Below are 26,369 nucleotides of genomic sequence, written 5' to 3' on the forward strand. Positions count from 1 at the left end.
CTGGAGAAATCTTGCAAATAGTTGGATTTTTCTTCCAGGGTTAAGTATTGCTTGGTTTTTTGGAGTTTTCCTGCGGGTGGCAATAACCGCCGGTAGGAATAAATGGTGCGACAATGATCTATTTCGAATTCACCCGCCAGGACATTAGGTGCTGATCAAAAACAGCGGCCGTTGCCGGTTCCGTGTGAGGGTTATGACTGGCTTCGTCCATCAAGATGTAATCGATGCGTTCGTTGCCGGTGATCAGCTCCTCCCAGGCCCGGTGGGGAATGGCAAAATCAAGCTGCCCGAGTACCAGTAGCGTCGGCACCTTTACCTCCTGCAGTTTATCCCGCATGGCTTGCTTACCCGGCAGGGCGCCGACCAGTTGGCCGAATGCCGCCGGGCACGTTTTCAGATCGCGCAGCAGAGGGGTCGCATCAAATCCGGGGTCGGCCCAGTAAAGGGGCGAATTGTAGTGGTAAGAAACGGCAAAGTGCCGGGGCGCGGGCGTCGTATCCAGTACCGTTGATGCGATCTGGGAATTGATCTTCATCCGGGTTTTACGCTCGTCATCGGCCCCGGCCTCCCAAAGTTCGTTTTTTAAAGTCTGTAGGTCGTCACCGAGATAAGGTACTCCGGCGATCAGAATGAGCTGACTGACATGCTGAGGATAACGCACCGCATAATCCAGGGCGATCTGAGCGTGGATGGAGTGTCCGATCAGACTGATCTTTTTCAGGCCGAGTTGCCGGCGGAACTGCTCCACGTCCTCACTGAAAGTAGCCAGCGTGTAGGCTTCCGTAGCGGGGCAATCTTCCACAAAGTGCCTCGAATCAACGTAGATCATCTCGAATTCCTGTTCCAGTTTTTTAGAAAAAGCCCGGGAGTAATAAGTGGCTGAACCGACCACCAGCAATGGATCGCCGCTTCCCCGGCGGATGTATTGCAGGGGATACCCATCGAGGATGATCTCGCCGGTTTTCTGAATATGCTCCGCATTGGCCTGGGAGGTGGAAACCCGGGCATTGCTACAGGAAAACAGCAGACACAGGACCGGTAACAGAGCGGATAAAAGATGCTTAAGTTTCATAAACGTTTAATTTGAACGAGCTAAATGATCGGGTGGACTTATCTACTGGCTTACTTTCGAGATATGCAGATGCACCGTCTGCCATTTCCCAGCTTCCCAGGCCATGACGGAGGTGTATTTACGCCGGCCATCGACGACCTGGCCGTTCGGAAAGCGATTGGTGCCGGTTTGGTAGCCGGTTACGATGGCGGTATTGCCGTGAAAAGCGACCCGGGGCTCTTCCAGTTGCATGTCAAATTCGAGGCCGTTCTCAAAATCGTCAGTCATTTCGTCCACCGTCATCTCCTGCGTAAAAAGGGTGGGCCCCGTGGGCAGGAAGCGGGTATGGGCCGGGTGGGAATGAGCCAGATAGGCTTCAGCGTTTTTGTCGTTGAGCGCATCCATGGCGCTTTGGACCACGGCAATGACCTGCTCCGGATCATTGGGCGGTTCGCTGGCATTTTGCAAAACTTCCAATAGGTCACTTTGTCCCCATTCCTCGACTATTTTGCCGTTTTCGTAGCGGGAAAGGATCACGCTTTCCCAGGTGATCTTTTTGCCGGTTGGCGGGAAACCCATGATCGTTCCCTGGTGCGTACCGGTATGGATGCGCCGCCAGCCGGTCATATCTCCTTCCGCAATAATGGGATCGATTTTTACCTGCAGATCGGGGAAGATACCGCGTAGATCTTTCGCCATTTTTTTGATCGCTTCCGGACCGGTATCGCGATAATTATCGGTGAATACTTCATCGGCGTAATCGAAATTACCCAGATTGAGCAGCTCTTCGTTGGCCTGGAAGATCAGATCTTTTTGGGCCTGCAGGTCGCTACCGCCCGCCGGTTGGCAGGAGTTGACCACCAGAGCAATAAGCAGACAACAAAGTATAATTGCGTTTTTCATAATCTTGGGTTTTAGGATAGTTGAAAATTAAAATTGGGGGCGAGTGTGGTTCATCCATTTCCAATTACCGTAGATCCCGGGTTTTAAGATTGCTTAGGTAGCAACACCAAATTTGTTTCATGTGAAGGTCGTGAGGCTCTATTGACCTTTGTATTACCGGAGATCTTATTGGCGGTTATATACCGGATGATGGATGTCCCTTACACCCGCTCCCCTGCCGGAGCAAAAGCCTGTGCAGACCAGTGCTTCGGACATTCGCGCTCAGGGCTCAGTCTTTCATCCGAACGGCTTTACCGCCACCGCCGGTCCGTTCGCCTTGCTGGTTCAGGAACCAGAACTCGAGCCGGTCCGGGCTCTGCTGATTTTCCGTTGGGAAGGAGACGCCTTCTCCCCGGTAGTTCTTGGTGTGCAGGTTTTTCCATTTTATGATACTTGGTTCATCGCAGGAAAAGGTACCGGCGGCAGCAGTGATGGCGGCGAAAGCGGTGGCTTTATTTTCGGGGGTACTTAAATCGGTTGGGTGGTCCCAAAAGGTTTTATCCACCAGGATCCATCCAAAATGGCCGTCGGCGATTGCCGCGATACCGTACTGATCGGGCTGCTCATATTGCCAGAATCCGTCGGAGATCTCACAGGACATTTTGGAGGAAGTGGCGAATGTCCCCAACTTGCGGGATCTGCCTTCCGGCCCGCGACTGCCGTCAGCCTGAAGGACCCAGTATTGTTGCTGTTTACCCTGTACGCGGTAATCAAACTGGAAAGACTGGCCGGCATCGGCGGGATCTTTAGTATAGGTATGGGTGATGGTGCCCCGGTTTTCCGAGCATTTTACGTTGCCGACACTTAGTATCAGCCCATCATAAGCCATCGCCATTTCTTCGGTGGTAGGGTTGTCCGCCTGGAAGGAGGCTCTTTCCTTGGGGACGAGGATCCACATGTAGTGATCGTTGTGGCTAAACCAGATGCCTCGCTGGTCGGGCAGGTCATATTCCCATACGCCTTCCAGCTCGGCACAGGTTGGTTTGGGTTGAGCTCCCACCAGGATGGGGAGCAGAAAAAAAGTAGTTAGTAAGGTGTTTTGTACAATCTGTTTCATGGCAGAACACACTTTGTCCGGAAGCTCTTACCGGGATCGGATAGCGCAAAAGAAGGGTAGATACAGTCTCTTAGCGAAGGAAAGAGGGATCTGCCAAATATTCAATTAAGCAGAGCCGCTGCTTCAGTGACCAATTATCGCCTTGATCTTTGCCCGTATACCGATGGTAATACCATCCGGGATGAATCAGAAGCCGAACCGGAGATTAGACTTCCAACGCCAAAAATTGGCTTTCAAAGTGTTGCGTGTTTGCCATCAGAGTGTAGCTGTTGAGTATCGCTGGAGGATTCGTGGTATCGATAAGGGATGAAAACAAGTTGCGGCAACATCCAATCACCGCAACCTGATCTACTAATTATGAAACTTATTAAGTTCGTTGCAGCAAGGTCCATAAACGTTCGGAAACGGCCTTGGACAATTCAATCATACTCTTGGATTTTTCTTGCAGGGTCCGTTAAAACGCTTACTGGTAGCGGACACGGTAGGAAGTTGGGTTCTCTTTGAGTTCTGTGGAGAATACCCGGGAGAAATAGGCCGGATCATTGAAACCGCACTGATAAGCGATCTCCGAAATGGATAATTCGGTATCCTGGAGCAGCTGCCGGGCTTTACTGATCTGGATATTGCGGTAAAATTTGCTGGGGGAGAGACCGGTCAGCGCCATCATTTTGCGGTACAGCTGGGCGCTGCTCATGTAGAGATCGCCCGCGAGACTTTCGATAGAGTAGTCTCCCTTCTCCAGATTTTCCTCGATCAGTTGGCGAACCTCCTGGAGGAAGATCTGCTCCTGCGTGCTGGCCTGCGCTTCTTCCGGCTCGGTCACTGGCATCCCGCTGGCCAGCAGGTAGTGCTGTTGCAAGCGCCGCCGGGATTCCAGCAGGTTCTTGATCCGGATCAGGAGTTCCCGGCTGTTGAACGGTTTGGCCATGTAGGCATCTGCGCCCCGCTCAAAGCCGATGATCTTGGAGGGCAGGTCCGCTTTGGCGGTGAGGAGGATGATCGGGATGTGACTGGTCTTTTGCTCACCTTTTAGCTGTTTCGTAAGTTTATACCCGTTCATCCGGGGCATCAGCACATCGCTGATGATGAGATCGGGGATGTGTTCGGTGGCCCATTCAACGCCCTCAGCTCCATCTCTACATATGTGGCACTGGTAGCGTCCGAGCAGACTTTCGGCCACAAATTCGGCAACATCGGCATTGTCCTCTACGATCAGGATCATCGGTGCATTTTCACTGACCTCATCGCTTTTGGGCGCATCTTTTCCCGACTGCTCCGTTTGCTTGGGAATATAGATCTCCGGGAAACTGACCGGACTGCCGGTTTCTTTTTTAGTCGCGCGGATGGGAAGGATCAGTCGGAAAGAACTGCCTTTCCCCAGGGTGCTTTCCACGAATATATTGCCTTCCATCAGTTCGGCCAGCTTTTTGGACAGGGCCAGACCGATGCCCGATCCGCTGGCTATGGATTCTTCTTTGCCGCTTCCGTTCGGCCGTTCGACCTGATAGAAGCGATCGAATATTTTTTCCAGTGCGTGTTGGGGAATACCGGTACCGGTGTCTTCTACCTTGATGACGAGCTGCGGGACTTCCGGTTCCCGATCGGCGTTCACTCTGACCCGTACTTTTCCGCCACCGGGAGTGAATTTGATGGCGTTGGATACCAGGTTGGACAATATATCCACCAGTTTTTTGGAATCAGTGTCCATGAAAACCGGCTCATCCGGAGCGTGCAGTTTGAGGTCTACCCCCTGGCTTTCTGCGAAGGAGGAAAAGGAGTCGACAATGTACTTCACGGTGGGCAGAATATCCATATAGGTGTAGGCGGGGGCAAGCGCCCCGGCTTCCAGCTTGCTCAGGTGCAGCATCTGGTGGATGAGGTGCAGCAATCGGCGGCAGTTCTGCCGGATCTTTTCGAGATCAGTCCTGCCCAGAACGAATGAAGGCGTGTGCAGGGCTTTATCCACCGGCCCCTGGATCAGCGTAAGCGGCGTGCGAAATTCGTGCGTAATGTTCGTATACAGTTGCGTTTTTACGATATCCAGTTCCCGCAACCGTTCGGTCTCCGCATCGGCCAGCCGGCGATTCAGTTGGAAGCGATACAGGAAATAGATGGCCGATGACAGCCCTAAAATATAGATCAGATAGGCCCACCAGGTCGCGTGCCAGGGCGGGAGGACGACGAATTTCAATCTGGCCGGGGTTTCGCTCGAGATGCCGTCATTATTGGTGGCGGTCACTTCGAAATAATAAGTGCCCGGATCGAGGTTGGTATAGGTGGCTTCGGTCTTCTGTCCTAAATACTGCCATTCATCCTTAAATCCCTCCATTCTGACGGCATATTGGTTTTTTTCGCTGTTAATGAAGCTGAGTCCGGCAAAGTGGATCGTAAAGACATTTTGGTCGTGCCGCAAACGGATGGTTGGCGTCTGGTACAGTGGGACCTGCAGGATCTTATGGTCCGGATCGGGTTGGATGCGTTCGTTGAACAACAGAAATTTGGTGAACACTACCCGGGGGCGGTAGGGGTTGTCCCGAATGCTGTCGGGATGGAAAACCTGGATGCCCTCATCACCACCCAGATAGAGATATCCCTCCTCGTCCTGGTATCCGGAGCGTTCCCAGAATTCTTTTACCACGAGGCCGTCGCTGGTAGTGAAGTTGGTAAAGGTTTTCCGTTTGCGGTCAAATCTGGATAGAGCACTCTTGGAGCCGATCCAGATCTGATCCTGGTGAGCGAAAAGACTTTTGACCACATTATCACCTAGTCCATTCGTTTTGTCGTAATTGTGAATGGAAGGATCAGCGGGGTGAAAATGCATTAAGCCTCCCGCGGAGCCAAGCCAGATCCCGCTTTTATCGCGCAGCATGGTGATGATCCGCTGGTTGTAGATGTGACTGCTGTCTTTGAATAGGCCGGACTGATTAAAGATCATTTCTTTGCGCAGATCGTAGAAACTCAGTCCGGCTTCGCTGGTGCCGATCCACAGACTGTCCGGATGCGTCAGCAGCAGCTGATTGATCCGGTTGCTGCTGAGGCCGGTCGGCCGGTTCGAATCGTGTTGGAAGATCTCCAGCGTATCCAGTTGCGGAATATAGTGGATAAGTCCGTTGTGAGTACCGAACCAAAGACTACCGTCCGGGTCTTCGGCCATACTCATGGTGGCAAAGGAAGAGAACAGTTCGGACCGTCCGGTGAAGTTCGTCAGCTCTTTGCGGGTAAGGTCGTATCGGTAAAATTCAAAATCCGCATCGAAACCCTTGATGACCGCCAGCCACAAGTGCTTATTACGGTCCAGATGAAGCGATGCAAAACGGTCGTGGTTAAAACGGGAAAGAAGCGGGTGTTCCGTCAGAAAATCCTGATGTACCTTTTTCCGTTCCTTGTCAAACTGGAACAGACCTTCATTGGAGCCGATCCAGATCTGATCGCCCCGGCCCGCCAGCGCGGGTACGCCCCGCTTATCCTCCAGAGGTGCTCCGGCCTTTTTTACATAGTAGTGATCGAAAGGTTTTTGCCGGGGAATCAAAACGACCACCCCGTCATTGGTGCCAATCCAGACCACCCCGTCCCGGCTCTCACAAATGGACAGGAATCGGTCTTCTTCCGTGAAAGTATAGGTCGAAAGGCGCAATGGTGCGTTCGGATCATCCAGTTCGACCAGGAAAAGGCCACTGTCCGTACCCACCCAAAGATTGCGGTTGCGGGAAAAGTGCAATTTCCAAATGTAATTTTGGGGTTCGCCGGAAGGCCAGGCCGGGTCGGTGACCGGAGTTCGCAGGGTGTTGGTGGTCGTATCCAGATATCTCAGACCGCCGTTCTGAAAGCCGGTCCAAAGTCGCTGGTGATCATCCCGCGCAATGTCGCGCAGGTGGTGGCCCTGGTCTCCGAGAAAAACCTGCTCCGTAAACACGCTATCGACCGGATCCCACTTGCAAAGTCCAAAATAGCTGCCCAGCCAGAGTTGGCCCTCCGGGTCTTCAAACAGCACGCTGGGGTTACTGCCGACTACTTTGGGTTGCGGAAAATTGCGAAAGCGATCCAACCGGGGTTCGTAAAGCTGCAGCCCTCCTCCGGCGGTCGCTATCCACACCGAGCCATTTTTTTGCACGGTGATGTGATTGATCTTGTTACGTCTGATGGAAAATTCATCCGCAGGATCGTACTGGTAGCGGTGAAAGGTACCGGTTGTGCGATCAAAATAGTGAAGACCGCTGTACATGGTCCCTACCCACAAGTTACCGAGACTGTCTTCCGCTATGGCGGTGATTACATTGCCGGCGAGACTATTGGGATTATTAGGTTCGTGCTGGAAAGTTTCCTGCTGGTGCCCGTCGTAACGGGTCAGACCGTATTCCGTACCGAACCACAGGAAGCCGAATTTATCCTGGATGATATCAAAAACAAGCCCCTGGCCCAGCCGTTCCTGAAACAGGTAATGACGGGTAAAATAATCGTCGGGGTTCGTCTGGGCGAACCCGGAACTAAACAGGAACAAACTTAAAATGACATACCAGTAGCTTTTTTTCACATGCACGTTTGGGTTTTCAAAAAAAGGAAGGCCCTGAGCAAGTGGGCGCTTTCGAGTCGAGTATGTTTAAATATATAGAAAAACCGAGAAATGAAGCGGTTTTTGCAGGAAGGATATCTGTTGCATTACGTTAAAATGATTGACGGGAAGTGTACCCTATGGCGTGATCAGCCCCGCAAACAGCCGGTTTTCCACCCGCCGATTTTATGCAGATCTGCTCACCTTTGTCTTATCATTTTTATCAAAATAATACTATGAAAAAGACAAAGATCATCTACTGGCTGACCACTACGCTCATCTTTCTCTGGGAAGGACTTATGCCCGCGCTTACTTCTCATACCGAACTGGCGGTGGAAGGGGTAAGAAGCCTCGGGTATCCGGATTATTTCCGGGTGCTGCTCACCGTTTTTAAGGTACTGGGCGCCCTGGCCCTGATCCTGCCCATGGTTAAGGGGCGGGTCAAAGAATGGGCTTACGCGGGCATGACCTTTTTATTCATTTCCGCGGCAGTTTCGCACTGGGCCGTTTCCGGTTTTGGTGCATTTGTCCTGATGCCCCTTTTCTTCCTGGGCGTACTGGTGATTTCTTACCTGACCTACCACAAACTGCAGGAAGAACCAACAGGCCATCTGGTTTCCGACCTGACCTGAACCACTAAATACGGTTACTAATCCTTAGCGACCCATCCAGCCGCCGTCTACCAGCATGACCGAACCGCTCATGTAGTCCGAAGCGGCGGAAGCAAGGAAGACCACCGGCCCCTTGAAATCGTCCGGCGTGCCCCAGCGGCCGGCGGGAATGCGGGCTAATATAGACTTACTGCGATCGGGATCCTCGCGCAGCGCTTCGGTATTATCGGTGGCTATATAACCGGGAGCGATCGCATTTACCTGCACGCCCTGGCCGGCCCACTCGTTGGAAAAGGCCATGGTGAGCTGACCGATAGCACCTTTGGACGCCGCGTAGCCGGGTACGGTGATGCCCCCCTGGAAGGTGAGCAGGGAAGCGGTAAAGATCACCTTGCCACTGCCGCGCCGGATCATTTCCCGGCCGATCTCCCGGGTTAGGATAAACTGGGCGTTCTGGTTTACTTCGATCACCTTATCCCAGTACTCGTCGGGGTGTTCGGCGGCCGGTTTACGCAGAATGGTACCGGCATTATTGACGAGAATATCCGGCACCGGGTGGTTGTTCCGGACCGTTTCGATAAAACGGTAAAGCGACTCCCGGTCACTGAAATCACACTGATAGGCGGTGAACTTTCGGCCCAGGCGGGTAACGGCTCCGGCGATGTCCGAGCCTTCCGGTTCCAGCGTAGCGGAAACGCCAATGATATCGGCACCGGCTTCGGCGAGCGCTTCGGCCATAGCATATCCAATGCCGCGTTTGCATCCGGTCACCAGGGCGGTCTGACCGTCGAGTTTGAATTGATCCAGTATCATAATCCTGTTTTATAAAACGTCCTGTAGCGGCACACCGTCCATATCCGAAAAGGATTTGTTCTCTCCGGCCATGCCCCAGATGAATTTGTAATTTGAAGTGCCGGCACCGGCGTGAATGGACCAGGGCGGAGAGATCACTGCCTCTTCGTTCTTAACGGCCAGGTGCCGGGTCTCCTGGGGTTGCCCCATGAAGTGCATCACGATCTGGTCGTTGGGCAGATCGAAATAAAAATACACCTCCATCCGGCGATCGTGCGTGTGCGGCGGGAAGGTATTCCAGATATTACCGGCTTTGAGTTCGGTTACGCCCATTACCAACTGGCAACTTTGAATGCCGTCTTCGTGGATGAACTGATAAATGGTACGCTTGTTGGCAGCTACCTGGGTACCCAGGTCCACGATATTGGCGTCTTCTTTGGTGGCCTTTACCGTTGGGAAGCTTTGGTGGGCGGGACTGGAGTTGAGATAGAACTTAGCAGGGCTATTCGGATCGATACTTTCGAAAGTGATCTCTTTTTTCCCCTTTCCGATGTAGAGCACATCGAGGTTCTGCAGCTCAAATTCCTCTCCGTCTACGGTGACTTTACCTTTCCAGCCGACATTGATGATGCCGAGTTCCCGGCGTTCGAGGAAATAATCTGCCTTGAGGGCGTCGTAATTCGGCAGGCTAAGCGGTTCCCAAACCGGGAATACGCCTCCGTAAATGAACCGGTCGTAATGCGTATACACCAAATTGATCTCTCCCGAGACCATCAGGTTACCACTGTGAAATTCGGCTCTCAGCCTGGCGGTATCGTAGGATTTTACATCCTGCGGGTGGGCTGCGTATCTAATCTCCATATTGATCTGCTTTGGATGGCTATTCGAAATAAAACGCAGTATAATAAGAATTTGCACAAGAGGACGGATTAATCCGGGAGAAGCTGACCGATTTTGGAAATTTGACTTATAACTGATAAACTTCCGAGTCCTGAAGCCGATAGTTTTTACAGCTCCGGGCATCTGGCGAAAAAGGTGACCTTCCGGAAATCTGCAGGTCCGGGAAATTCCGGTAATAATGAGCGACCTAAAGGATACCGTCACCGTAAGGGTACGCACTTTCCCGCATCGTCAGCAGCTTAAAAGCCTGGTCTATGCAAATCAAAACTGTTCTTCCCCTCCTGGCCCTTTCGTTACTGGCCCTGCTGAGCTGTAATACCGAACAGCCGGCCATCGACGGCCCTTACTTCGGCAACGGTTTCCGCAACGGCTGGGCCGATGAGCATTCGGTGGTGATCTGGACGCGCCTGACCACTATTCCCGATGGCCGCGACAGCGATCATCAGTTCCTGGAGATCAGCCGGGAGGAAAGTGACTCACTGGGTAAAATGACGGACGTAGCGGTCCTCAACCGGTCGCAGTTGCCGGAAGGAGTAAGTCTGGAGGAGATCCAGGGGGCCTGCCCGGGGACCGATGGACAGGTGAAACTCCGCTATTACCCGGAAAACCGGGAGAGCGACAGCCGGGAGCTGGATTGGACTTCCGTTGACCCGGCCAGAAATTTTACCGTTCAGTGGAAATTGCAGGACCTCGCACCCGGCACCAGCTACCAGTTGGAATTTCTGGCCCGTAAGGATGCCGGGAGCGCCGTATCCGATACCTTCCACGGAACGTTCCAGACGGCCGGTGGTGCCGAAATGGCCGGCCCGCTGAATTTCAGCATCGTTTCCTGCCACGATTATGATCGTAAGGACCATCCGGACGGGCACAAGATCTACGCCGCCATGCTGGAAGATGATCTGGATTTCTACATCCATACCGGTGATATTGAATATTACGATAAACCCAATCCCTACGCTTTTACCGAAGAGCTGATGCGATTTAAGTGGGATCGCCTGTTTGCGCTACCCCTGCAACGGGATTTTTACGCCCGGACCACGGCCTATTTTATGAAGGACGATCACGATATCTTGTACGATGACGCCTTCCCGGGCATGACCTACGGTCCCGTTACTTTTGAACGCGGTCTGGAGATCTTTGACGAGGAGCAATTTCCCAGCCGGGATACGACCTACACCACGATCCGCTGGGGAAAAGACCTGCAGATCTGGATACTGGAAGGGCGGCGCTACCGGAGCAAAAACACCGATCCGGACAGTCCGGCCAAAACCATCCTGGGGGAAGCGCAAAAGCAATGGCTGTTCAATACCCTGCAGGCCTCGGATGCGACCTTCAAGGTGATCGTTTCGGCTTCTCCGGTGCTCGGGCCGGACCGCCCCCGCGGAAAAAATGACAATCATTCCAATAAAGCCTTTCAGACGGAAGGAGATGAGATCCGGGCCTTCGTTAACCAGTTTGACAATATCTTTTTCTGCAACGGCGATCGCCACTGGCAATACGTTACACACTTTGAAGATACCAATCTATGGGAATTTGGTTGCGGTGCCGGAGCGGACGAGCACGCCGGCGGCTGGAGCCAGGATAACGTCCAGCCCGAGCATCGCTTTCTACGGGTAAAGGGCGGATACCTATTCGGCCAGGTGACGTACGAGAACGATCAGCCCCAACTGCATTTTCAGCACCGCGATGTGGACGGGAAAACCGTCCACGAGGAGGTTTTCGATAGTTCCGGGGCTCCGCTGCAGTAACAGGAGTCGTTCGAATTCGGAGATAAATTTGGGGCCGAAGTGTCTTTAGGCGCAAAGTGAAGGTAGCAAAATGACCATTTCCCGGCTAAGCATGCCGTAGGTATGTCATGTAAAACCATATTGCTACCCCGCAGCGCATCGGAATTCATCCGTGCGTTCCAAATCTAAGCCAGTTCCGGTTCCCGGTAGTATTTATTGCGGTATTCGATCGGGGTGAGCCCGGTGATCCGCTTAAACACCGAGCGGAAGGATTTACTATCGGTATAGCCTACATCGTACATCACTTCGTTGATGTTTTTCCGGCTTTTTTCAAAATCTCTCTTCGCCGCTTCAACTTTCACCCGTTGCATGTATTCCACCACGGTGTTGTTGGTCGCTTTTTTGAATCGCCGTTCCAGGCTCCGGCGACTGATCGCAAACTGATCGGCCAGTTGGTCCACACTGATCTTTTCCTGATAATTGTTCTCCAAAAAATCCTGCACCTGTTTGATCTCCTCGTCGTTGTGATCCTTCTGGCCGTTGAAGATGGTGAATGCCGCCTGGCTTTCCCGATCGATATCGATGGCAAAGTATTTGGCGGCCAGAATGGCCGTATCGCGATCGGTGTACTTTTCCACCAGGTAAAGCAGCAGGTTCCAGTAGGAATTGGCCCCGCCGCTGGTGTAAAGTCCCTGGTCATCGGTAATGATACCGCCGTCCACGAGGTTCACTTCCGGGAAGGTATTGGAAAATTCATTGGAAAATGCCCAGTGGGTGGAACACTGCCGCCCGTCCAGTAGCCCGGTAGACGCCAGCAAAAAGGCACCTACGCAAAGGGACGCGATCTCGGTACCTTTCTGATGGTGCTTAACGATCCAGGGGATGGTATCCCGGTTCAGCTCCACTGCACGCTGCATATCCCCGAATAGGGCGGGGATGAGGATCAGGTCGGTATCGGTGACCTCATCGAGCAGTTTGTCGGTATGTACGGAAAAGGCTCCGCCGTGCAGGCGTATTTCGCGGGTTTGGCCCACCAGTTGGACGTTAAATAATTCCGGCCGGCCGGCGGCCTGAAGGAATTGATTGGCGGCGGTAAAGAGATAGCGCGGATCGGCAACGGCTTCCATCACTGCGGATTCCGGTACGAGTATCGATATGGTTTTCATAACCTAAAGATAGGATATTGTTTTGGCGGGATCAACCCTTAAGACAGCCGTTTTTGCCCCCGCTATCCAAAAAATATAAATCCCAAATTTGTATGGAATTCGTTGACATCGCCCGTCGGAGATCCACTTCCGAAGGCCAGCAACCAGCAGGATGAATATGACCAAATTGATCAGTTACCTAACTTTTGACGGCAATTGCCGGGAAGCCATGGAGTTTTACCAGCATTGCCTGGGCGGCCATCTGGAGATCCAGACCATAGGCGAGTCTCCGCTCGCCGACCGTCTTCCCGATTCCATGAAGCGCTGCATTCTTCACGCTACCCTGGAAAAGGGTTCCCTACAGCTCATGGCTACCGATCTGGTCGGAGATGCCGGTTTTCGGCGCGGCAATTCGATATCCCTGCTGCTGGACTGTTCCGATGAAATGGAATTGACCGATTATTACGATCGGCTGGCCGAAGGAGGGCAAAGGACCCATCCCATCGCGCAGACTTTCTGGGGCGCATTGTTTGGGGAGGTAACGGATCGTTTCGGCACCCACTGGCTGCTGCATCTCGATCAGTAGATGCTGTAGTCTCCAGGTAGTTAGTGGTCCTCATCCCAGGTACATTCCGTTCTGGTAAGGTTTGCAACCCAAAGCTCAATTTTCTTTTTTAAAAAATCCCGGCCCGATGGTATGAAGGATGCCGACCGCTGTAATTTTGGCCGGAGCCCGGGGATTAGAAGCCTCTCCGGGGAATAGGGGGCGGAGTAAGCCCGTACGGGGAACTAACTTTAACGTTTTTATTCATTTTTGCCAGCGAACATCCTTTCCGGCCTCCGGGTTGTCCATATTACACGCCACAATCTGTACCCGAGCCTCATCTATTTCAAATAGAAATTTAAGCCCAATTGCTCATAATCGTTCATTCATCTTCCCGGAAGATGCGGTCGGACTATGTCCTAATCCCAAAAACCAACTTAAATCAGTCTAATGAAAAAACGGAATAACATCAAGGTAGTTTATATCGGCAATTATCCTCCCCGGCAATGCGGTATCGGCACCTTTACCGAAAACCTGGTGAGGTCCATAACGCAGGCGGCGCATCAATCCGATTGTGTGCTGAACACAGAAGTCATCGCTATGAACAACGGGGTTGCCCACACCTATCCGGACATCGTCAGCCGCACTATCCAGGAAGATACCCTGCCGCATTACCTGCAGGCAGCTGATTACATCAACCGGGAAGCGGATGCCTGTATTATCCAGCATGAATACGGCATCTTTGGTGGCGACCACGGTCGCCATATTCTTCGCCTGGTGGACCGCCTGGAGGTGCCCCTGCTGGTGACCCTGCATACCGTTTTGAAACAGCCGTCGGTCACCCAGCGGCAGATCGTTCGTCTGTTGGGTGAGAAGGCCCATCAGTTAGTCGTGATGAGCCAGACCGCTAAACAATTCCTGGTGGATTCCTACGGGGTATCGGCCGGGAAAGTGGCCATTATCGAACACGGTGTGCCCAATTTTCCACTGGGACCAAAAGAAACCCTGCGCCGGGAGCTGGGCTTTACCGATCAGAAGATCCTGCTCACTTTTGGTCTGCTGGGACCGGGCAAGGGCATTGAAACGATGATCCGGGCACTGCCCGCAGTAGTGGAAAAGCACCCGGACGTAGCTTACTGGGTACTCGGCAAAACCCATCCCAACATTGTGAAAGCGGAAGGAGAACGCTACCGCGAATCCCTCATCGCCATGGCGGAGGAACTCGGCGTGGGTGATCACCTGGTCATGAAAAACGAATTTGTGGATGAAGAGACCCTGTTCAACTATCTCCGGGCAACGGATATTTATGTAACCCCATACCCGAATGAGGCTCAGATCACCAGCGGCACCTTATCCTACGCAGTAGGAGCCGGTACGCCGGTGGTCTCCACGCCCTATTGGCACGCTCAGGAATTACTGGCCGATGGAAGAGGCCGGTATTTTGACTTTAGGAATGCGGATCAATTGGCGGAAACCCTGATCGACCTGTTCAATCAGAAGAGCGAACTGACGAAGATCTCGACACTTGCCGCCAGCTATGGGAACACCCTAAAATGGTTCCGGAAAGGGCAGGAATACCTGGATATTATCCAGGATGCCCTGGACCATACTCCCCAGCTTTCGATCCGCCCCGGTCCGAACCGGGAGGGCGTGGAACTGCCTCCGCTTAACTTTGAACACCTGATCAATATGACGGACAGTACCGGGGTGATCCAACACGCCAAATACGCCATTCCCAACTTCCGGGAAGGCTACTGTCTGGATGATAATGCGAGAGCGCTGTTGCTGGGAGCTATGGCTTACCGGCAGGGCAACCGGCAACTGGAAAGTGTGATCCGGTCCTCGCTCAGCTATCTGTATTATGTACAGCGGGAAGATGGCCAGTTTCGGAATTTTGTCAGTTATGACCGCCGTTTCCTGGATGAAACGGGCTCGGAAGATGCTTTCGGACGGGCGATCTGGGCTCTGGGGTACGCGCTGGCCAATCCGCCCGGCGAAGAACACGAACCGCTGATCCGTGAACTGTACTACCGGGCATTCGATCAGATGGAAAATCTGGGTTCGCTTCGGGCCATGGCCTATTCGCTGCTGGGGATCTGTTCCTACCTGGAAAGATATCCGGAAGACGAAAGGAATCTGAGTCAACTCCGGCGTCTGCAACAGCGAATGGTGCGGGAGTACCAAAGTAGCGCAACGGACACCTGGCCCTGGTACGAAACGGTTTTGGCCTACGGGAACGGCCTGCTGCCCCTGGCCCTGATCCGTACGCTGGATTATTCAGATGATCCCGAAGTGCGGGAAGTCGCTTTCCGGTCAATTAATTTTTTAACGGAGATCACTTTGCAGGAAGGTTACCTGCGGCCGGTTGGCTGTAATCCGTTTTACCGCCGGGGAGAGGAACTGTGCTATTACGATCAGCAACCCATCGATGCGATGGCGATGGTCCTCCTGTACGATCGGGCCTACCGGCAAACGCTGCAAACGGCGTTTTTTGACCGGGCCTGGGTCTGTTTCGAATGGTTCACAGGGAAAAATGATCTGGGGCTACCGCTGTATAATGCGAATAACGGAGGGTGCTACGACGGGCTCATGGCGGATGGCATCAACCTCAATCAGGGAGCAGAAAGCACGATCGCCTACCTGATCGCCCGCTTAACGATGGAAGAACTGCAGCGTCAGCGGAAAGTAGAGATCAAAGAAGTGCTCCAACGAAGTGGACATAAACACCTGGAAAATAAAGATGCCGCTCTGGTCCGGATCTACCGGCGGAAGCGCGTGTCGTATATGAAAGATTAAGTATTAATCTCAACAACAAGAACAAATGAAGGTTGCTGTACTTGCTCCCATTGCGTGGCGTACGCCTCCGCGGCGATACGGCCCCTGGGAGCAGGTCGCAGCCAATGTCGCCGATGGTATGGTGGCGGCGGGGCTGGATGTGACCCTGTTTGCCACCGCGGATTCCTTTACCGATGGTAAGTTACAGGCAATCGTCCCCAAAGGCTATGCGGAGACGCCGGAGGCCGATCCGAAAGTTCTGGAATATCAGCACATCAGTTTCGCCATGGAACAGGCTGGTGATTTTGATCTCATCCACAACCATTTCGATTTCATGCCGTTGGCCTATTCCCGCCTTATTTCCACTCCGATCATTACGACAATCCACGGCTTTTCTTCGCCGAAGATCCTGCCCGTTTACCAGCGTTTCAACGATATCGGGCATTATGTATCCATCAGCGGTGCGGACCGGAGTCCGGAACTGGATTATATCGGTACCGTTTACAATGGGATCGATACGGATGATTTTACCTTCAACGCCAAGCCGGAGGATTACCTCCTTTATTTCGGCCGTATACATCCGGACAAAGGGACCTCAGAAGCCGTGCAGATTGCACAGCTCAGCGAAAGGAGGCTGATCATTTCCGGTCTGATTCAGGACCAGGATTATTTTGACCGCCGGATCGCCCCCTATCTGGACGATGAACAGATCATGTACGTCGGAAACTCCGGCCCGGAAAAACGGGATGAACTGCTGTCGGGGGCACTGGCATTGCTCCATCCCATCAGCTTTGAAGAACCGTTCGGACTGAGCGTGGCCGAGGCCATGTGCTGCGGCACGCCCGTGGTGGCTTTTAAAAAAGGATCGATGCCGGAACTGATCGAAAACGGAAAAACCGGCTTTCTGGTAAAAGACGTGGACGCCGCTGTAGCGGTAATCGAAAAGATAGGCGGTATCTCCCGGCATTACACCGCCAAAAGAGCCCGGAAACTTTTTTCCCGTGAGCGGATGATCGAGGATTATCTGCAGCTCTACGAGGAGGTCCTCCGGGCCCGGGTTTTGTACACCTGATCGGGTGATAATCCTTATCCCAAATTCCTGAAATTACACCTAACCTCTCACTAACTTATCCAACAACTGATCCAGCGGTACGCTCATAAAGGTAGATGCGTAATCGGACATCGCATAGGGAACGATCAGTTCGCCGTGTGAGATAATACTGCCGCAGGAATATACCACGTTCGGCACATAGCCTTCCCGCTCTTCCTCATTGGGGTAGAGTAGGGGCTCCTCCAGGCGGGCGATCACCTTGGAAGGATCATCCAGATCCAGGAGGCAGGCGCCGAGAGAATACCGGCGCATCGGACCTACCCCGTGGGTGATCAGCAACCAGCCCTGGTCCGTTTCGATCGGAGAACCGCAGTTCCCAATCTGGACCAGTTCCCAGGGATGTACCGGCGTTTGCAACAGTTTGGGATTTTCCCATACCGTCAGCCGATCCGAGAACATAATGTAATTGTTGGTGCCGTCGATCCGGGCCAGCATAACGTACTGACCGTTGACCTGACGCGGGAACAGCGCCAAATTCTTGTTCTGTGCGCCTTCACCGTATATGGGTTTCACCTTAAAATCGAGGAAGTCTTCGGTATAGATGAGTTTGGGCAGTATGGTATAGCCGTCGTAGGCGGTATACGTGGCGTAGTAGGCGACCCGTCCGTCCGGATACACAAAACGAACGAAGCGGGCATCTTCGATTCCCCGGCTTTCCCAGGCACTGTGGGGAAAGATCACCCGTTCGGAAATATCCGTATCCCGGGAGAATTTCAGTTCGTGGTGGGCTTCGGCCAGCCAGAGGATCTCTTCGGCCTCGGGGCTGTTGTCCACAATATCCGGATAGGTTTCCCGGGTGCGGTGGATCAGGTCCCGCAGCTGGTTATAATTGAAGGTCTCGGGCAATTCATTGATGATCAGTTCGAAGATCTGCTCCGGCAACTGCATCTCCCGCAGCTTGTTGGCGAACGTGGTTTTTTGGTAAATATGTTCCTGGATCACTTCGGCTTCTTCGAGGCGGTTGGCCGGCGGGGCCAGATAAAGCTCGTTGTGCTGATCGATGGTCAGGTGCCGGAACTCAATGGAGGAAATGTGTCCTTCACCGGTAGCGCGCATACTGGCGATGACCCGCAGTTCTCCTTCGGCCAGTCCCGACTGGTCGGGGGACACAATGAGAGAAGGATTGAAAAAAGCCGCGGACTCAATGGAGTACTCGTGGGTGAAATAAGCACCGATGAGCAGCCGCTGTGACTCCGAAAGGGTCTCGACCGATCGCTCCATATCCTTTAGCAGATGACTGACTTTTTTGAAATGACGCTCGAAGATCTCCGTGACATTGCGATGTCTCCAGGCGAAATCGCGGAGTACCTGATTCAGCGTGGTGGCCACCAGGGCATCATCCATGCGTAGTACCTGGGCGATCAGGATGCGGGCTTGTTCATCGTTTTTATAAAAGAAGCGGGCGATCACCCGGGTCATATCGGATGGAATGCGTAGGCTTTTGCGTTTGACCGGTATCTTCATTCGGTTACGGGCTGTTTTGGGTTTATAATTCCTTCATAGAACCCGCATTTTTGGCTGAGGTTTGGTTTTATCAGTAAGAGTGAGCAGATTTTCCACGGGGCGAAATCCGGATCCGGTAGAGGCGGCGGGCCGATCAGTTCGGTATGGGGTAATACACCCTGGTCAAAAATGGAACAAAGTCCTAAATTTGCCCAATGATCAGATATTTTTTTCCGGAAAGTCGGCTGTTGATGATGACGGTACTGTTCCTGTCTGGCATGTTTGGGGGAACGGCCACCCAATTGCTGGCCCAGAAGGTCGAAATGGAAGAACGGGTTTCCGCCGATGAATTCCCGCCGGACGCTCTTCGGGAAGTCCGGGTACGCTATCCGAATGGCCGCCGGATGAAACTCTACCGGGAAAGATCAAACGCCGATTCGCTGACCTACGAGGCCAAACTGCTGGCCGACGGCTACTGGTACAGTGTGGAATTCTTTCCGGACGGCAGCCTGCTGGATATCGAAAAAAAGATAAAGTTCAGCTCTTTACCGACCACTGTGCGGGGGCGTATTCAAACGCGCTGGCAGGAAGATTTCCGAAAATACAAAGTGGTGAAATGCCAAGAGCAGCGTGCGGACGGTACGATCCGTTATGAGATCGAAGTGCGGGGGAAGGGAGCGGAGCGGACGGCCTTCTATCAGTATTTGTTCCGCGCCGACGGGACCTTTGTTCACCTGGAAAAAATAGCATTGCGCCCCAGCGACATGACGCTTTATTAAATGATGAACTGGAAATTGCTTCTGGCCCTCGCGGTTGTACTTCCCGCCTCCTTATCCGCTCAGGATGTTCAGTTGTACGGTACCATTCCGATGGTGTTGGTGAAAAAAGAAGTGAACGAACAGACGGGGTTTTCTACGGCCCTGTCCAGTGAGATTAATGGGATCGATCGACGGATCGCCGATCGCCGGTACACCGCCAAAGTGATGAACCTCAATCTGGAGTCTGCACTGTCTTACGATGCCAATCCCAATTTCAATCTGACCGCCGGCTTGCTTTTCCGCCTGCGTGACCCTTTCAACGGCACTTCCATCGAACTGCGCCCCTGGCAACAGGTGACCGTGATCCACCGGCTGGGAAAATACCGCCTGCGCAATCGCCTGCGGACCGAAGAGCGCTGGACCGGTCGGAACCTGGATTTCGATCTACGACTGCGTTACCGCATTTCCACGGACTTTCCTTTGGAAGGGGAGCGGCTGGACAGCCGGGAGTTCTACCTGAACGTATCCACCGAAGCCCTCATCACGCCTACCGGAATGCGGGCTTTTTATTTCTGGGAAAGCCGCACCTATCTTGGGCTGGGATATCAACTGAACGAGCGCCAGCGGCTGGAACCGGCTTTGGATTTTCGGAGCCGCCGTCGTGATGACCTGGGAAACCGGCGCAATTTCCTCTTCTTCCGGCTGGTTTGGGTGACGAAAGTGGGGGCGTGATTGCTGAAAATGCTTGTATATTGCCGATCCTAAAGCCTGAGCGATGCTAGAAAAAAAACACTTCCAGCGGGATGCGACCAAAGTAATGGAATGGATCGATGATTATTTCGCCCAACTCGAGTCTCTGCCCGTTAAATCCAAAGTTAAACCGAAAGCGATATACGAGCAGATACCAGCTGCTCCTCCCGAAAGTTCGGAGGATCTGGATCAGATCCTGCAGGACCTGAGCGAAGTGATCGTGCCGGGGATCACCCACTGGCAACATCCCAACTTTCACGCCTATTTCCCGGCCAACAGTTCACTTGAATCCGTGCTGGCGGAATTTATCACGGCGGCTATCGGGGCCCAGTGCATGATCTGGGATACTTCACCCGCTGCGGCCGAATTGGAAGAACGGGTCATGGAATGGCTCCGCGATGCCATGGGCCTGCCGGCAAATTTTGAAGGGGTTATTCAGGATACGGCCTCTTCTGCTACTCTGGTGGCCATCCTGACCGCCCGGGAGGTCAAAACGGATTTTCGGGCCAATGAGGATGGCGTTCCGAACAATCTGCGTGTCTATTGCTCAACGGAAACCCACTCCTCCATCGAGAAAGCCGTCGGGATCTCCGGGATCGGAAAGAAAAACCTGGTGAAGATCCCGGTAGACGAAAAAATGCGCCTGCGGGCTGATCTGCTGGAAGCCCGGATCCGGGAAGACCTGGAAAATGGCCTGGTACCCTGTTGTGTGGTAGCTGCTATTGGTACCACCGGTACCGTGGCGGTGGATCCGCTGCCGGAACTGGCCGCGATCTGTGAACAATATGGCGTCTGGCTTCATGTAGACGCCGCCTACGCCGGTACTGCTCTACTGCTGCCGGAATACCAGTGGATGATCGAAGGTATTGATCGCGCGGATAGTTTCGTATTCAATCCCCACAAGTGGATGTTTACCAACTTTGACTGTACCGCTTATTTTGTAAAGGATGTGGACGTACTGATCCGGGCTTTTGAGGTGTTACCGGAATATCTGAAAACCAAAAGCCGGGGGCTGGTGAATGACTACCGGGACTGGGGGATCCCGCTGGGGCGCCGGTTTCGGGCGCTGAAGTTGTGGTTCGTGATCCGGAGTTTCGGTATGGAAGGGCTGCGTAAGAAACTGCGGCACCATATTGCACTGAACGAAAAGTTCGCCGCTGCGATCGGAGAGCACCCGGAATTTGAGTTGGTCATTCCGCCATTTCTCAATTACTGTGCTTTCCGTTGGGTTCCGCAAAACGAAACGGACGAGGCTCGGCTGAATGCGTGCAACGAGCAACTGCTGGATACGATCAATAAAAGCGGAAAACTTTTTCTGTCGCACACCAAGATCGGAGGGAAATATGTGCTGCGGATGGTGATCGGCCAGACCTATGTGGAGGAGCGACACGTACTGCAAGCCCTGGAAATACTCCGGGAAGCCACTAAAATGGTGCCTTTAGGGCGTCCAAACTAGTCATTAAACTGACGAACTTACAATTGAATTAGTCAGATTAAGGACATATATCAATTTTTCAGTAGTTTTGAAATTACACCTGTGCTGTTTAAAATTCGGTCTGTCTGAACGAATATTTGGAAATTGAATTAGTATTTCATGAACCTATGTATACAGTATGATCAGGGTTGTAATTGTGGATGACGAACAGGCTACCCGGAATCTCCTAAAACAGTTGTTTAAGGATTATTTTCCGGATGTTCAATTGATTGGGGAAGCGGACGATGTTGCCAGCGGTGTGGAGTTGTTGAAAAAAGAAACTCCGGACCTGCTGTTATTGGATATTCAAATGCCGGACGGAAGTGGTTTTGATCTGTTGAACCAGTTCCGGAACCCCGGATTTCAACTCATATTCGTTACTGCCTTTGATAAATTTGCCCTCAAGGCATTTGATTACAATGCCATCGATTACCTGTTAAAACCACTGGATCCTAAATCGCTGAGAAAGGCGATCGATAAAATTCACCGAAACTCAGACCGGGCACTGGAGCCACGCCTGAAAGGTATGATGGACATGCTGGAGACGAGGCAGACCCAGCGAATTGCCTTGTCCTCGGCCGAAGGTTATGCTTTTTACAGTCTGGAGGAGATCGTCCGTTTGGAATCCAGTGGTGGCTACACCACCTTTTTTGTTGCCGACGGGCAGCGTACCACGGTGGCCAAAACGATTAAAGATTACGAAGAACTGCTGCCGGAAGATATGTTTTTCCGGGTGCACCAATCCCACATTGTTGCTTTGCAGTATGTCCGCAAATTTCTGAAAGCGGAGAACGGCCAGGCTTTAATGTCGGACGGATGCAAGATCCCGGTAGCTCGTCGGAAGAAAGATAAGTTCATCGAATTATTAACTAAGTATACCTTATAGTTCCTCTTCCATTTTATTTCCAAAAAAAATCATCAATGAGCAAGATACTTACAAGTTGTCGGGGGTGGATGCTTATGCTCTGCCTGATCCTTTCCGGCGGATTTGCCGCTTTTGCGCAGGGCCTGGCGTCCGGCCCGCAGGTGCTGACCTTTCATTCCAGTGTGGACGATACCGAACAGCCCTATGGTCTGTATCTCCCCGAGAATTACGACGCTTCCCGGGCGTATCCGTTCGTGCTGATGCTGCACGGGGCGGGATCCAACCATCGCCTGGCTCTGAAACGGGTTTTCGGCAAAAGCAATACGCCGGGCGAAACGGATGTGGAAGCCAGCCGCTATTTTCAGGACTGGCAACCGGAGGAATATATCGTGGCGGCTCCGCTGGCGCGGGGTACGATGGGCTACCAGGGGATTGCCGAAAAGGATGTGCTGGATGTAGTGGCCGATGTAAAAAATCGATTTCTTATTGATGAGAACCGCATGTACCTGACCGGCCTGTCGATGGGTGGTGGCGGTACGCTCTGGATCGGATTGAGCTATCCGGATATGTGGGCGGCTATCGCTCCGGTTTGTCCGGCTCCTCCGGGGGGAACAGATATTTTGGCCCCCAATGCGATCAATTTTCCGGTCCATATTTTCCAGGGAGGCGCCGATCCGGTAGTGCGTCCGGAAACCGTCCGCGCCTGGGTAGATCGCTTCAAGAAAGAAAGTGTTTCTGTCGGCTACGATGAATTTCCGGGCGTTCAGCACAACAGCTGGGAGAACGCCTATGCGGATCAGGCCATTTTTGACTGGTTCAGTCAGTATGAGCGCAATCCTTTCCCGGATCGGGTGCGTTACGTAACCGACCGGTTTCGGCACGATGGTGCCTACTGGGTTCGTTTTGATCAATTTACTCCGGGGCTGCCTGCTTCCATCGACGCCAAAATGGTCAAAGAAAACCAGGTGGAGATCACCACCGATAAACTCAAGGCTTTTTCTCTGCACCTGACTGGTCACCCTAAATACGTCGGCGGCAAAGCGGTAAGCCTGCGGATCGACGGCCAGTCGGTACGGGCGGATGTGGGAGCGCCTTTAAGTTTCGTACGCAACGGTAGTTTGTGGGCGGTACAAAAAGACCTGGAAACGGACGGACTGATGAAGAAAAAAGGAGCCGAAGGTCCCATGTCGGAAGTGCTATCCGACCGCCATGTCTACGTTTACGGTACTGCCGGCGAACCTTCGGAGGCGGAACTGGCCCAAAGACGCGAGCAGGCCGAAAAGGCGGCGAACTGGGCTTATTACCGTGGGGAATTCCTGGGGCGTGTCATGGTCTTCCCGCGAGTACTGAGCGATAAGCAGGTACGTCCTTCCGATCTGGAAAGTGCCAACCTGGTGCTTTTCGGGGATGCTGCTACCAATACGGTTATCGCCAATCTGCAGGGGGAACTGCCCCTACAATTTTCCGGAGATCCGGCCACTACAGGAATAGCTTATATCTATCCCCATAATGGACATTACGTACTGGTGAATTCCGGCCTATCCATTATGGAGGCACCCGATTCGGAAAAAGCGATCGATGGGCTCACGCGCTTCTCCTCTCCGGCCATGGTGTTTGCGCTGAAAAAATTTGATGATTACGTGATCTTCAGTAAGGATAAGGTCCTGGCCGGCGGTTTATTCGATAATCAGTGGCAGTTGCCGGCCGCGGCGCGAGGGCAGGTACAGGCTACGAAAGCGGTTACGCTGAAATAGCGGACCTATCAGAAGCGCACCAAAAAAGAAATGCATCATCCCGAATAAACGAATGCATTTTGATCTTTTACTGTATATCAATTTGTTGTGAGTTGCGGGTTGGCTAACCCGCAACTCACGATAGAAAAACGCATTATCATAAGAGTCGTGAAGATTTAATATGACTAATGTGAATCAGGAGTTAAAAGTCCTGTAAGGACGAAATATAGGTAGACCGTCCAATGATCCGATAGGTTCAGCGTGCTGTAGGTACGCAATATGGTTTTACACGGTGTACCTACAGCAGGCTAAGCCGGGAAAAGATCATTTTGCTACCTCCATTTTGTGCCTGCCGACACATTTTCGCTGAATTTAATCCCTGATTCGCATGAATAATGTTCCTTGAGCATACTGCACTAACCGATCACCAATACCCAGGGATCGTTTCTCGGAGCAGTAAAGCTGTTCCCGTCCACCGGGAATTTTTCCCCAAACGCACCGGTTTTGGGATTGAACCAGCGGTAGGTCAGATCTCCGGGGACATCTTTGATCTCAATGGTACCACCTTTCGGCAGGTAGCTGACGTAGAATTTTCCCTCCACGGCAAGCAGCGGGTGTTTGTCGCCCGTCAGGTCCGGCCGTTTCTGCATATCGGTAAAGTCCATACCTTCGAATACCTTGCTGACGTAGCCCACGTAGCGGGAACCTTCCATCGCCATGGCTTCTCGCCAGGACTTATTCTGACTGGCCCAGGCGGTCCAGCCGGCTTCGTCGGCGGTGATCTTCCATTGCCATAAGGCTGCTGCACCGTACACCACGCCCATGGTACCTCCGGACATCAGCTGCATCCAGGCTTCCTCTCCCTGCCACCAGCCGAGGCCGTTCTGGCCGTCGTTCATGCCTTCGTAAGTAGGTTCGCCGTTGGCAACGGCTTTGGTCGGTTTGTTGTAGTACATTCTCTCCACCTTGTGGTAGAGGTGGTCGTCACTGTGGCCGGTTTGCGCCCATTGGAAATCCAGCCAGTCTTCGGCCTGCCATTCCTTGTTATAGTGCTCGCAGTGTTTGATGGGGTTATCGACGGCCCAGGGGGCAACGTAATCGTCACAGGGGTTGTAGTGCAGCCCCGTCGGCTGTTGGTAGCAGTCTTCTTTTTCCATCATGATCCCGCTTTCTCTCACGCCGGGATCGCGGCCGCCGTTATCTCCGGCGAGCAGCCAGAATGCCGGCCGGCTACCGTAGCGGGCCAACAGGTACCGGCAGTAGCGCACATATTCGTCGGGATTGACGTAATTGCCCAGTACATCCAGGCCCTTCCAGCCAAAACCGTGGAAAACCGGCTGGTAAACCGGTACGATCTCATGGTCAATAAGGATCTCGATGAGGGTGTCCAGATACTGGTAGTATTCGGGTTGCAGCTCGTTGAGGTGACCGTCCGACAGGTCGGCAAATCCCCGGGCAAATCCCTGATCGGTATTACGGGCGTTGGGGCCTTCGGCCTTCATGTCCGGCTGTACACTCATGAGCAGTGCCGCATTAAATCCTTTTTGCTGCCGGTCGGCGGCATAGGTCTGGACCTGTTCGGCCGTGGCCCGGAAGGGGATGGCCCAGGGCGTGTCGCCCACTACGAGAAATGGGGTTCCGTCCTGATGGACTACGTTGCGTTTTCCCTCCGACATGTGCAGTAAACCGTGGGCCAGCAGTGGATGTTCTCCCGGTTGCTCTGTGGCTTTGATCTTTCCTGTCTGCTGGTGCAGCCCGGCATCATCGGGATTGGAAGCAGTGGTACTCCAACTCCATACCGAATGATCATCCGGTGGTGCAAAGCGGATCTTCCAGGTATTGCCGCCGTCCCAGAATCCGGGCCGGGTGAGTTGCTCACCGGCATCGTTGGTAAAGGTAGCCGTGAGTTCTACCTCAGTATACGGATTGGAATAATCGGAGGTAGCATCAAGCGTGATCTCATAGGTCGACCACTGAGGTACTTCGATCAGATTCGTCGCTTCTTCGGGGGTACAGGCTCCGAGGAGCAACAGACCCAGTAAAGCACATGTTGCGGTTCTCATTTTTTGGTGTGATTTTAACGAATGGCCGGATCAGCGCTTTCGGGAGCGGCCCGGCCATTATGCCTATTTTAATTTTTTG

19 protein-coding genes are annotated in these 26,369 nt (G+C 53.0%); 10 read left to right on the forward strand and 9 right to left on the reverse strand.

The annotated features are described in order from the left end of the window. Positions 1-118: 118 nt before the first annotated feature. From CRP01_RS16070 to CRP01_RS16085, 4 genes are all read right to left on the reverse strand, one after another. Positions 119-1,072, reverse strand: coding sequence for an alpha/beta fold hydrolase (locus CRP01_RS16070; RefSeq protein WP_099151091.1), 954 nt, complete (start codon positions 1,070-1,072; stop codon positions 119-121). 42 nt (positions 1,073-1,114) lie between these two features. Further along, on the reverse strand, positions 1,115-1,954 hold the full coding sequence (locus tag CRP01_RS16075; protein WP_099151092.1) for an ester cyclase: 840 nt from the start codon (positions 1,952-1,954) through the stop codon (positions 1,115-1,117). Positions 1,955-2,222: 268 nt separating this feature from the next. Then, positions 2,223-3,050, reverse strand: coding sequence for a hypothetical protein (locus CRP01_RS16080; protein ID WP_099151093.1), 828 nt, complete (start codon positions 3,048-3,050; stop codon positions 2,223-2,225). A gap of 463 nt (positions 3,051-3,513) precedes the next feature. Next, positions 3,514-7,581 (reverse strand): hybrid sensor histidine kinase/response regulator transcription factor, encoded by a 4,068-nt coding sequence (locus tag CRP01_RS16085; RefSeq protein WP_170110396.1) that lies wholly within the window; start codon positions 7,579-7,581, stop codon positions 3,514-3,516. A 254-nt stretch (positions 7,582-7,835) separates the two neighbouring features. Here CRP01_RS16085 and CRP01_RS16090 point away from each other — a divergent pair, with 254 nt between their 5' ends. Next, positions 7,836-8,231 carry a DoxX family protein gene (locus CRP01_RS16090; RefSeq protein ID WP_099151095.1) on the forward strand — a complete coding sequence of 132 codons (396 nt, stop codon included), beginning with the start codon at positions 7,836-7,838 and terminating at the stop codon, positions 8,229-8,231. A gap of 24 nt (positions 8,232-8,255) precedes the next feature. Here CRP01_RS16090 and CRP01_RS16095 read toward each other — a convergent pair whose 3' ends face one another. Both CRP01_RS16095 and kduI read right to left on the reverse strand, forming a co-directional pair. Beyond that, positions 8,256-9,020 (reverse strand): SDR family NAD(P)-dependent oxidoreductase, encoded by a 765-nt coding sequence (locus tag CRP01_RS16095; RefSeq protein ID WP_185154568.1) that lies wholly within the window; start codon positions 9,018-9,020, stop codon positions 8,256-8,258. A 12-nt stretch (positions 9,021-9,032) separates the two neighbouring features. Continuing rightward, a complete protein-coding gene (gene kduI, locus CRP01_RS16100) occupies positions 9,033-9,863 on the reverse strand; it encodes a 5-dehydro-4-deoxy-D-glucuronate isomerase (RefSeq protein WP_185154566.1) in 831 nt (276 codons plus the stop codon). A 293-nt stretch (positions 9,864-10,156) separates the two neighbouring features. Here kduI and CRP01_RS16105 point away from each other — a divergent pair, with 293 nt between their 5' ends. Next, positions 10,157-11,650 carry an alkaline phosphatase D family protein gene (locus CRP01_RS16105; RefSeq protein WP_222845747.1) on the forward strand — a complete coding sequence of 498 codons (1,494 nt, stop codon included), beginning with the start codon at positions 10,157-10,159 and terminating at the stop codon, positions 11,648-11,650. A 164-nt stretch (positions 11,651-11,814) separates the two neighbouring features. Here the strand turns inward: CRP01_RS16105 and CRP01_RS16110 are convergent, their stop codons facing one another. Continuing rightward, positions 11,815-12,795 (reverse strand): GlxA family transcriptional regulator, encoded by a 981-nt coding sequence (locus CRP01_RS16110; RefSeq protein WP_099151097.1) that lies wholly within the window; start codon positions 12,793-12,795, stop codon positions 11,815-11,817. 157 nt (positions 12,796-12,952) lie between these two features. On the opposite strand from CRP01_RS16110, the gene CRP01_RS16115 reads away from it, so the two are divergent. From CRP01_RS16115 to CRP01_RS16125, 3 genes are all read left to right on the forward strand, one after another. Continuing rightward, positions 12,953-13,360, forward strand: coding sequence for a VOC family protein (locus CRP01_RS16115; protein ID WP_099151211.1), 408 nt, complete (start codon positions 12,953-12,955; stop codon positions 13,358-13,360). Between the two features lie 408 nt (positions 13,361-13,768). After that, entirely contained in the window at positions 13,769-16,114 is a 2,346-nt protein-coding gene (locus CRP01_RS16120; protein ID WP_099151098.1) for a glycosyltransferase family 4 protein, read from the forward strand. Positions 16,115-16,139: 25 nt separating this feature from the next. Then, positions 16,140-17,165, forward strand: coding sequence for a glycosyltransferase family 4 protein (locus CRP01_RS16125; protein ID WP_099151099.1), 1,026 nt, complete (start codon positions 16,140-16,142; stop codon positions 17,163-17,165). 39 nt (positions 17,166-17,204) lie between these two features. Here CRP01_RS16125 and CRP01_RS16130 read toward each other — a convergent pair whose 3' ends face one another. Further along, positions 17,205-18,668, reverse strand: a complete 1,464-nt coding sequence (locus CRP01_RS16130; protein WP_099151100.1) for a glycoside hydrolase family 130 protein — start codon at positions 18,666-18,668, stop codon at positions 17,205-17,207. A gap of 194 nt (positions 18,669-18,862) precedes the next feature. Here CRP01_RS16130 and CRP01_RS16135 point away from each other — a divergent pair, with 194 nt between their 5' ends. The 5 genes from CRP01_RS16135 (at position 18,863) to CRP01_RS16155 (ending at position 24,248) form a co-directional block, all read left to right on the forward strand. Further along, complete coding sequence (locus CRP01_RS16135; RefSeq protein WP_099151101.1) at positions 18,863-19,426, forward strand: hypothetical protein; 564 nt, start codon at positions 18,863-18,865, stop codon at positions 19,424-19,426. After that, positions 19,427-20,137, forward strand: a complete 711-nt coding sequence (locus CRP01_RS16140) for a DUF2490 domain-containing protein (protein ID WP_099151102.1) — start codon at positions 19,427-19,429, stop codon at positions 20,135-20,137. A 43-nt stretch (positions 20,138-20,180) separates the two neighbouring features. Then, positions 20,181-21,611 (forward strand): pyridoxal phosphate-dependent decarboxylase family protein, encoded by a 1,431-nt coding sequence (locus CRP01_RS16145; protein ID WP_099151103.1) that lies wholly within the window; start codon positions 20,181-20,183, stop codon positions 21,609-21,611. A 157-nt stretch (positions 21,612-21,768) separates the two neighbouring features. Next, complete coding sequence (locus CRP01_RS16150) at positions 21,769-22,515, forward strand: LytR/AlgR family response regulator transcription factor (protein ID WP_099151104.1); 747 nt, start codon at positions 21,769-21,771, stop codon at positions 22,513-22,515. 35 nt (positions 22,516-22,550) lie between these two features. After that, complete coding sequence (locus CRP01_RS16155) at positions 22,551-24,248, forward strand: carboxylesterase family protein (protein ID WP_222845748.1); 1,698 nt, start codon at positions 22,551-22,553, stop codon at positions 24,246-24,248. Positions 24,249-24,643: 395 nt separating this feature from the next. Here the strand turns inward: CRP01_RS16155 and CRP01_RS16160 are convergent, their stop codons facing one another. After that, on the reverse strand, positions 24,644-26,290 hold the full coding sequence (locus tag CRP01_RS16160; protein WP_099151106.1) for an apiosidase-like domain-containing protein: 1,647 nt from the start codon (positions 26,288-26,290) through the stop codon (positions 24,644-24,646). Positions 26,291-26,369 lie beyond the last annotated feature (79 nt).

Origin of the sequence: Flavilitoribacter nigricans DSM 23189 = NBRC 102662 (genome assembly GCF_002646595.1) — a bacterium.
In the GTDB taxonomy this organism is placed as follows: Bacteria; Bacteroidota; Bacteroidia; order Chitinophagales; family Saprospiraceae; genus Flavilitoribacter; species Flavilitoribacter nigricans.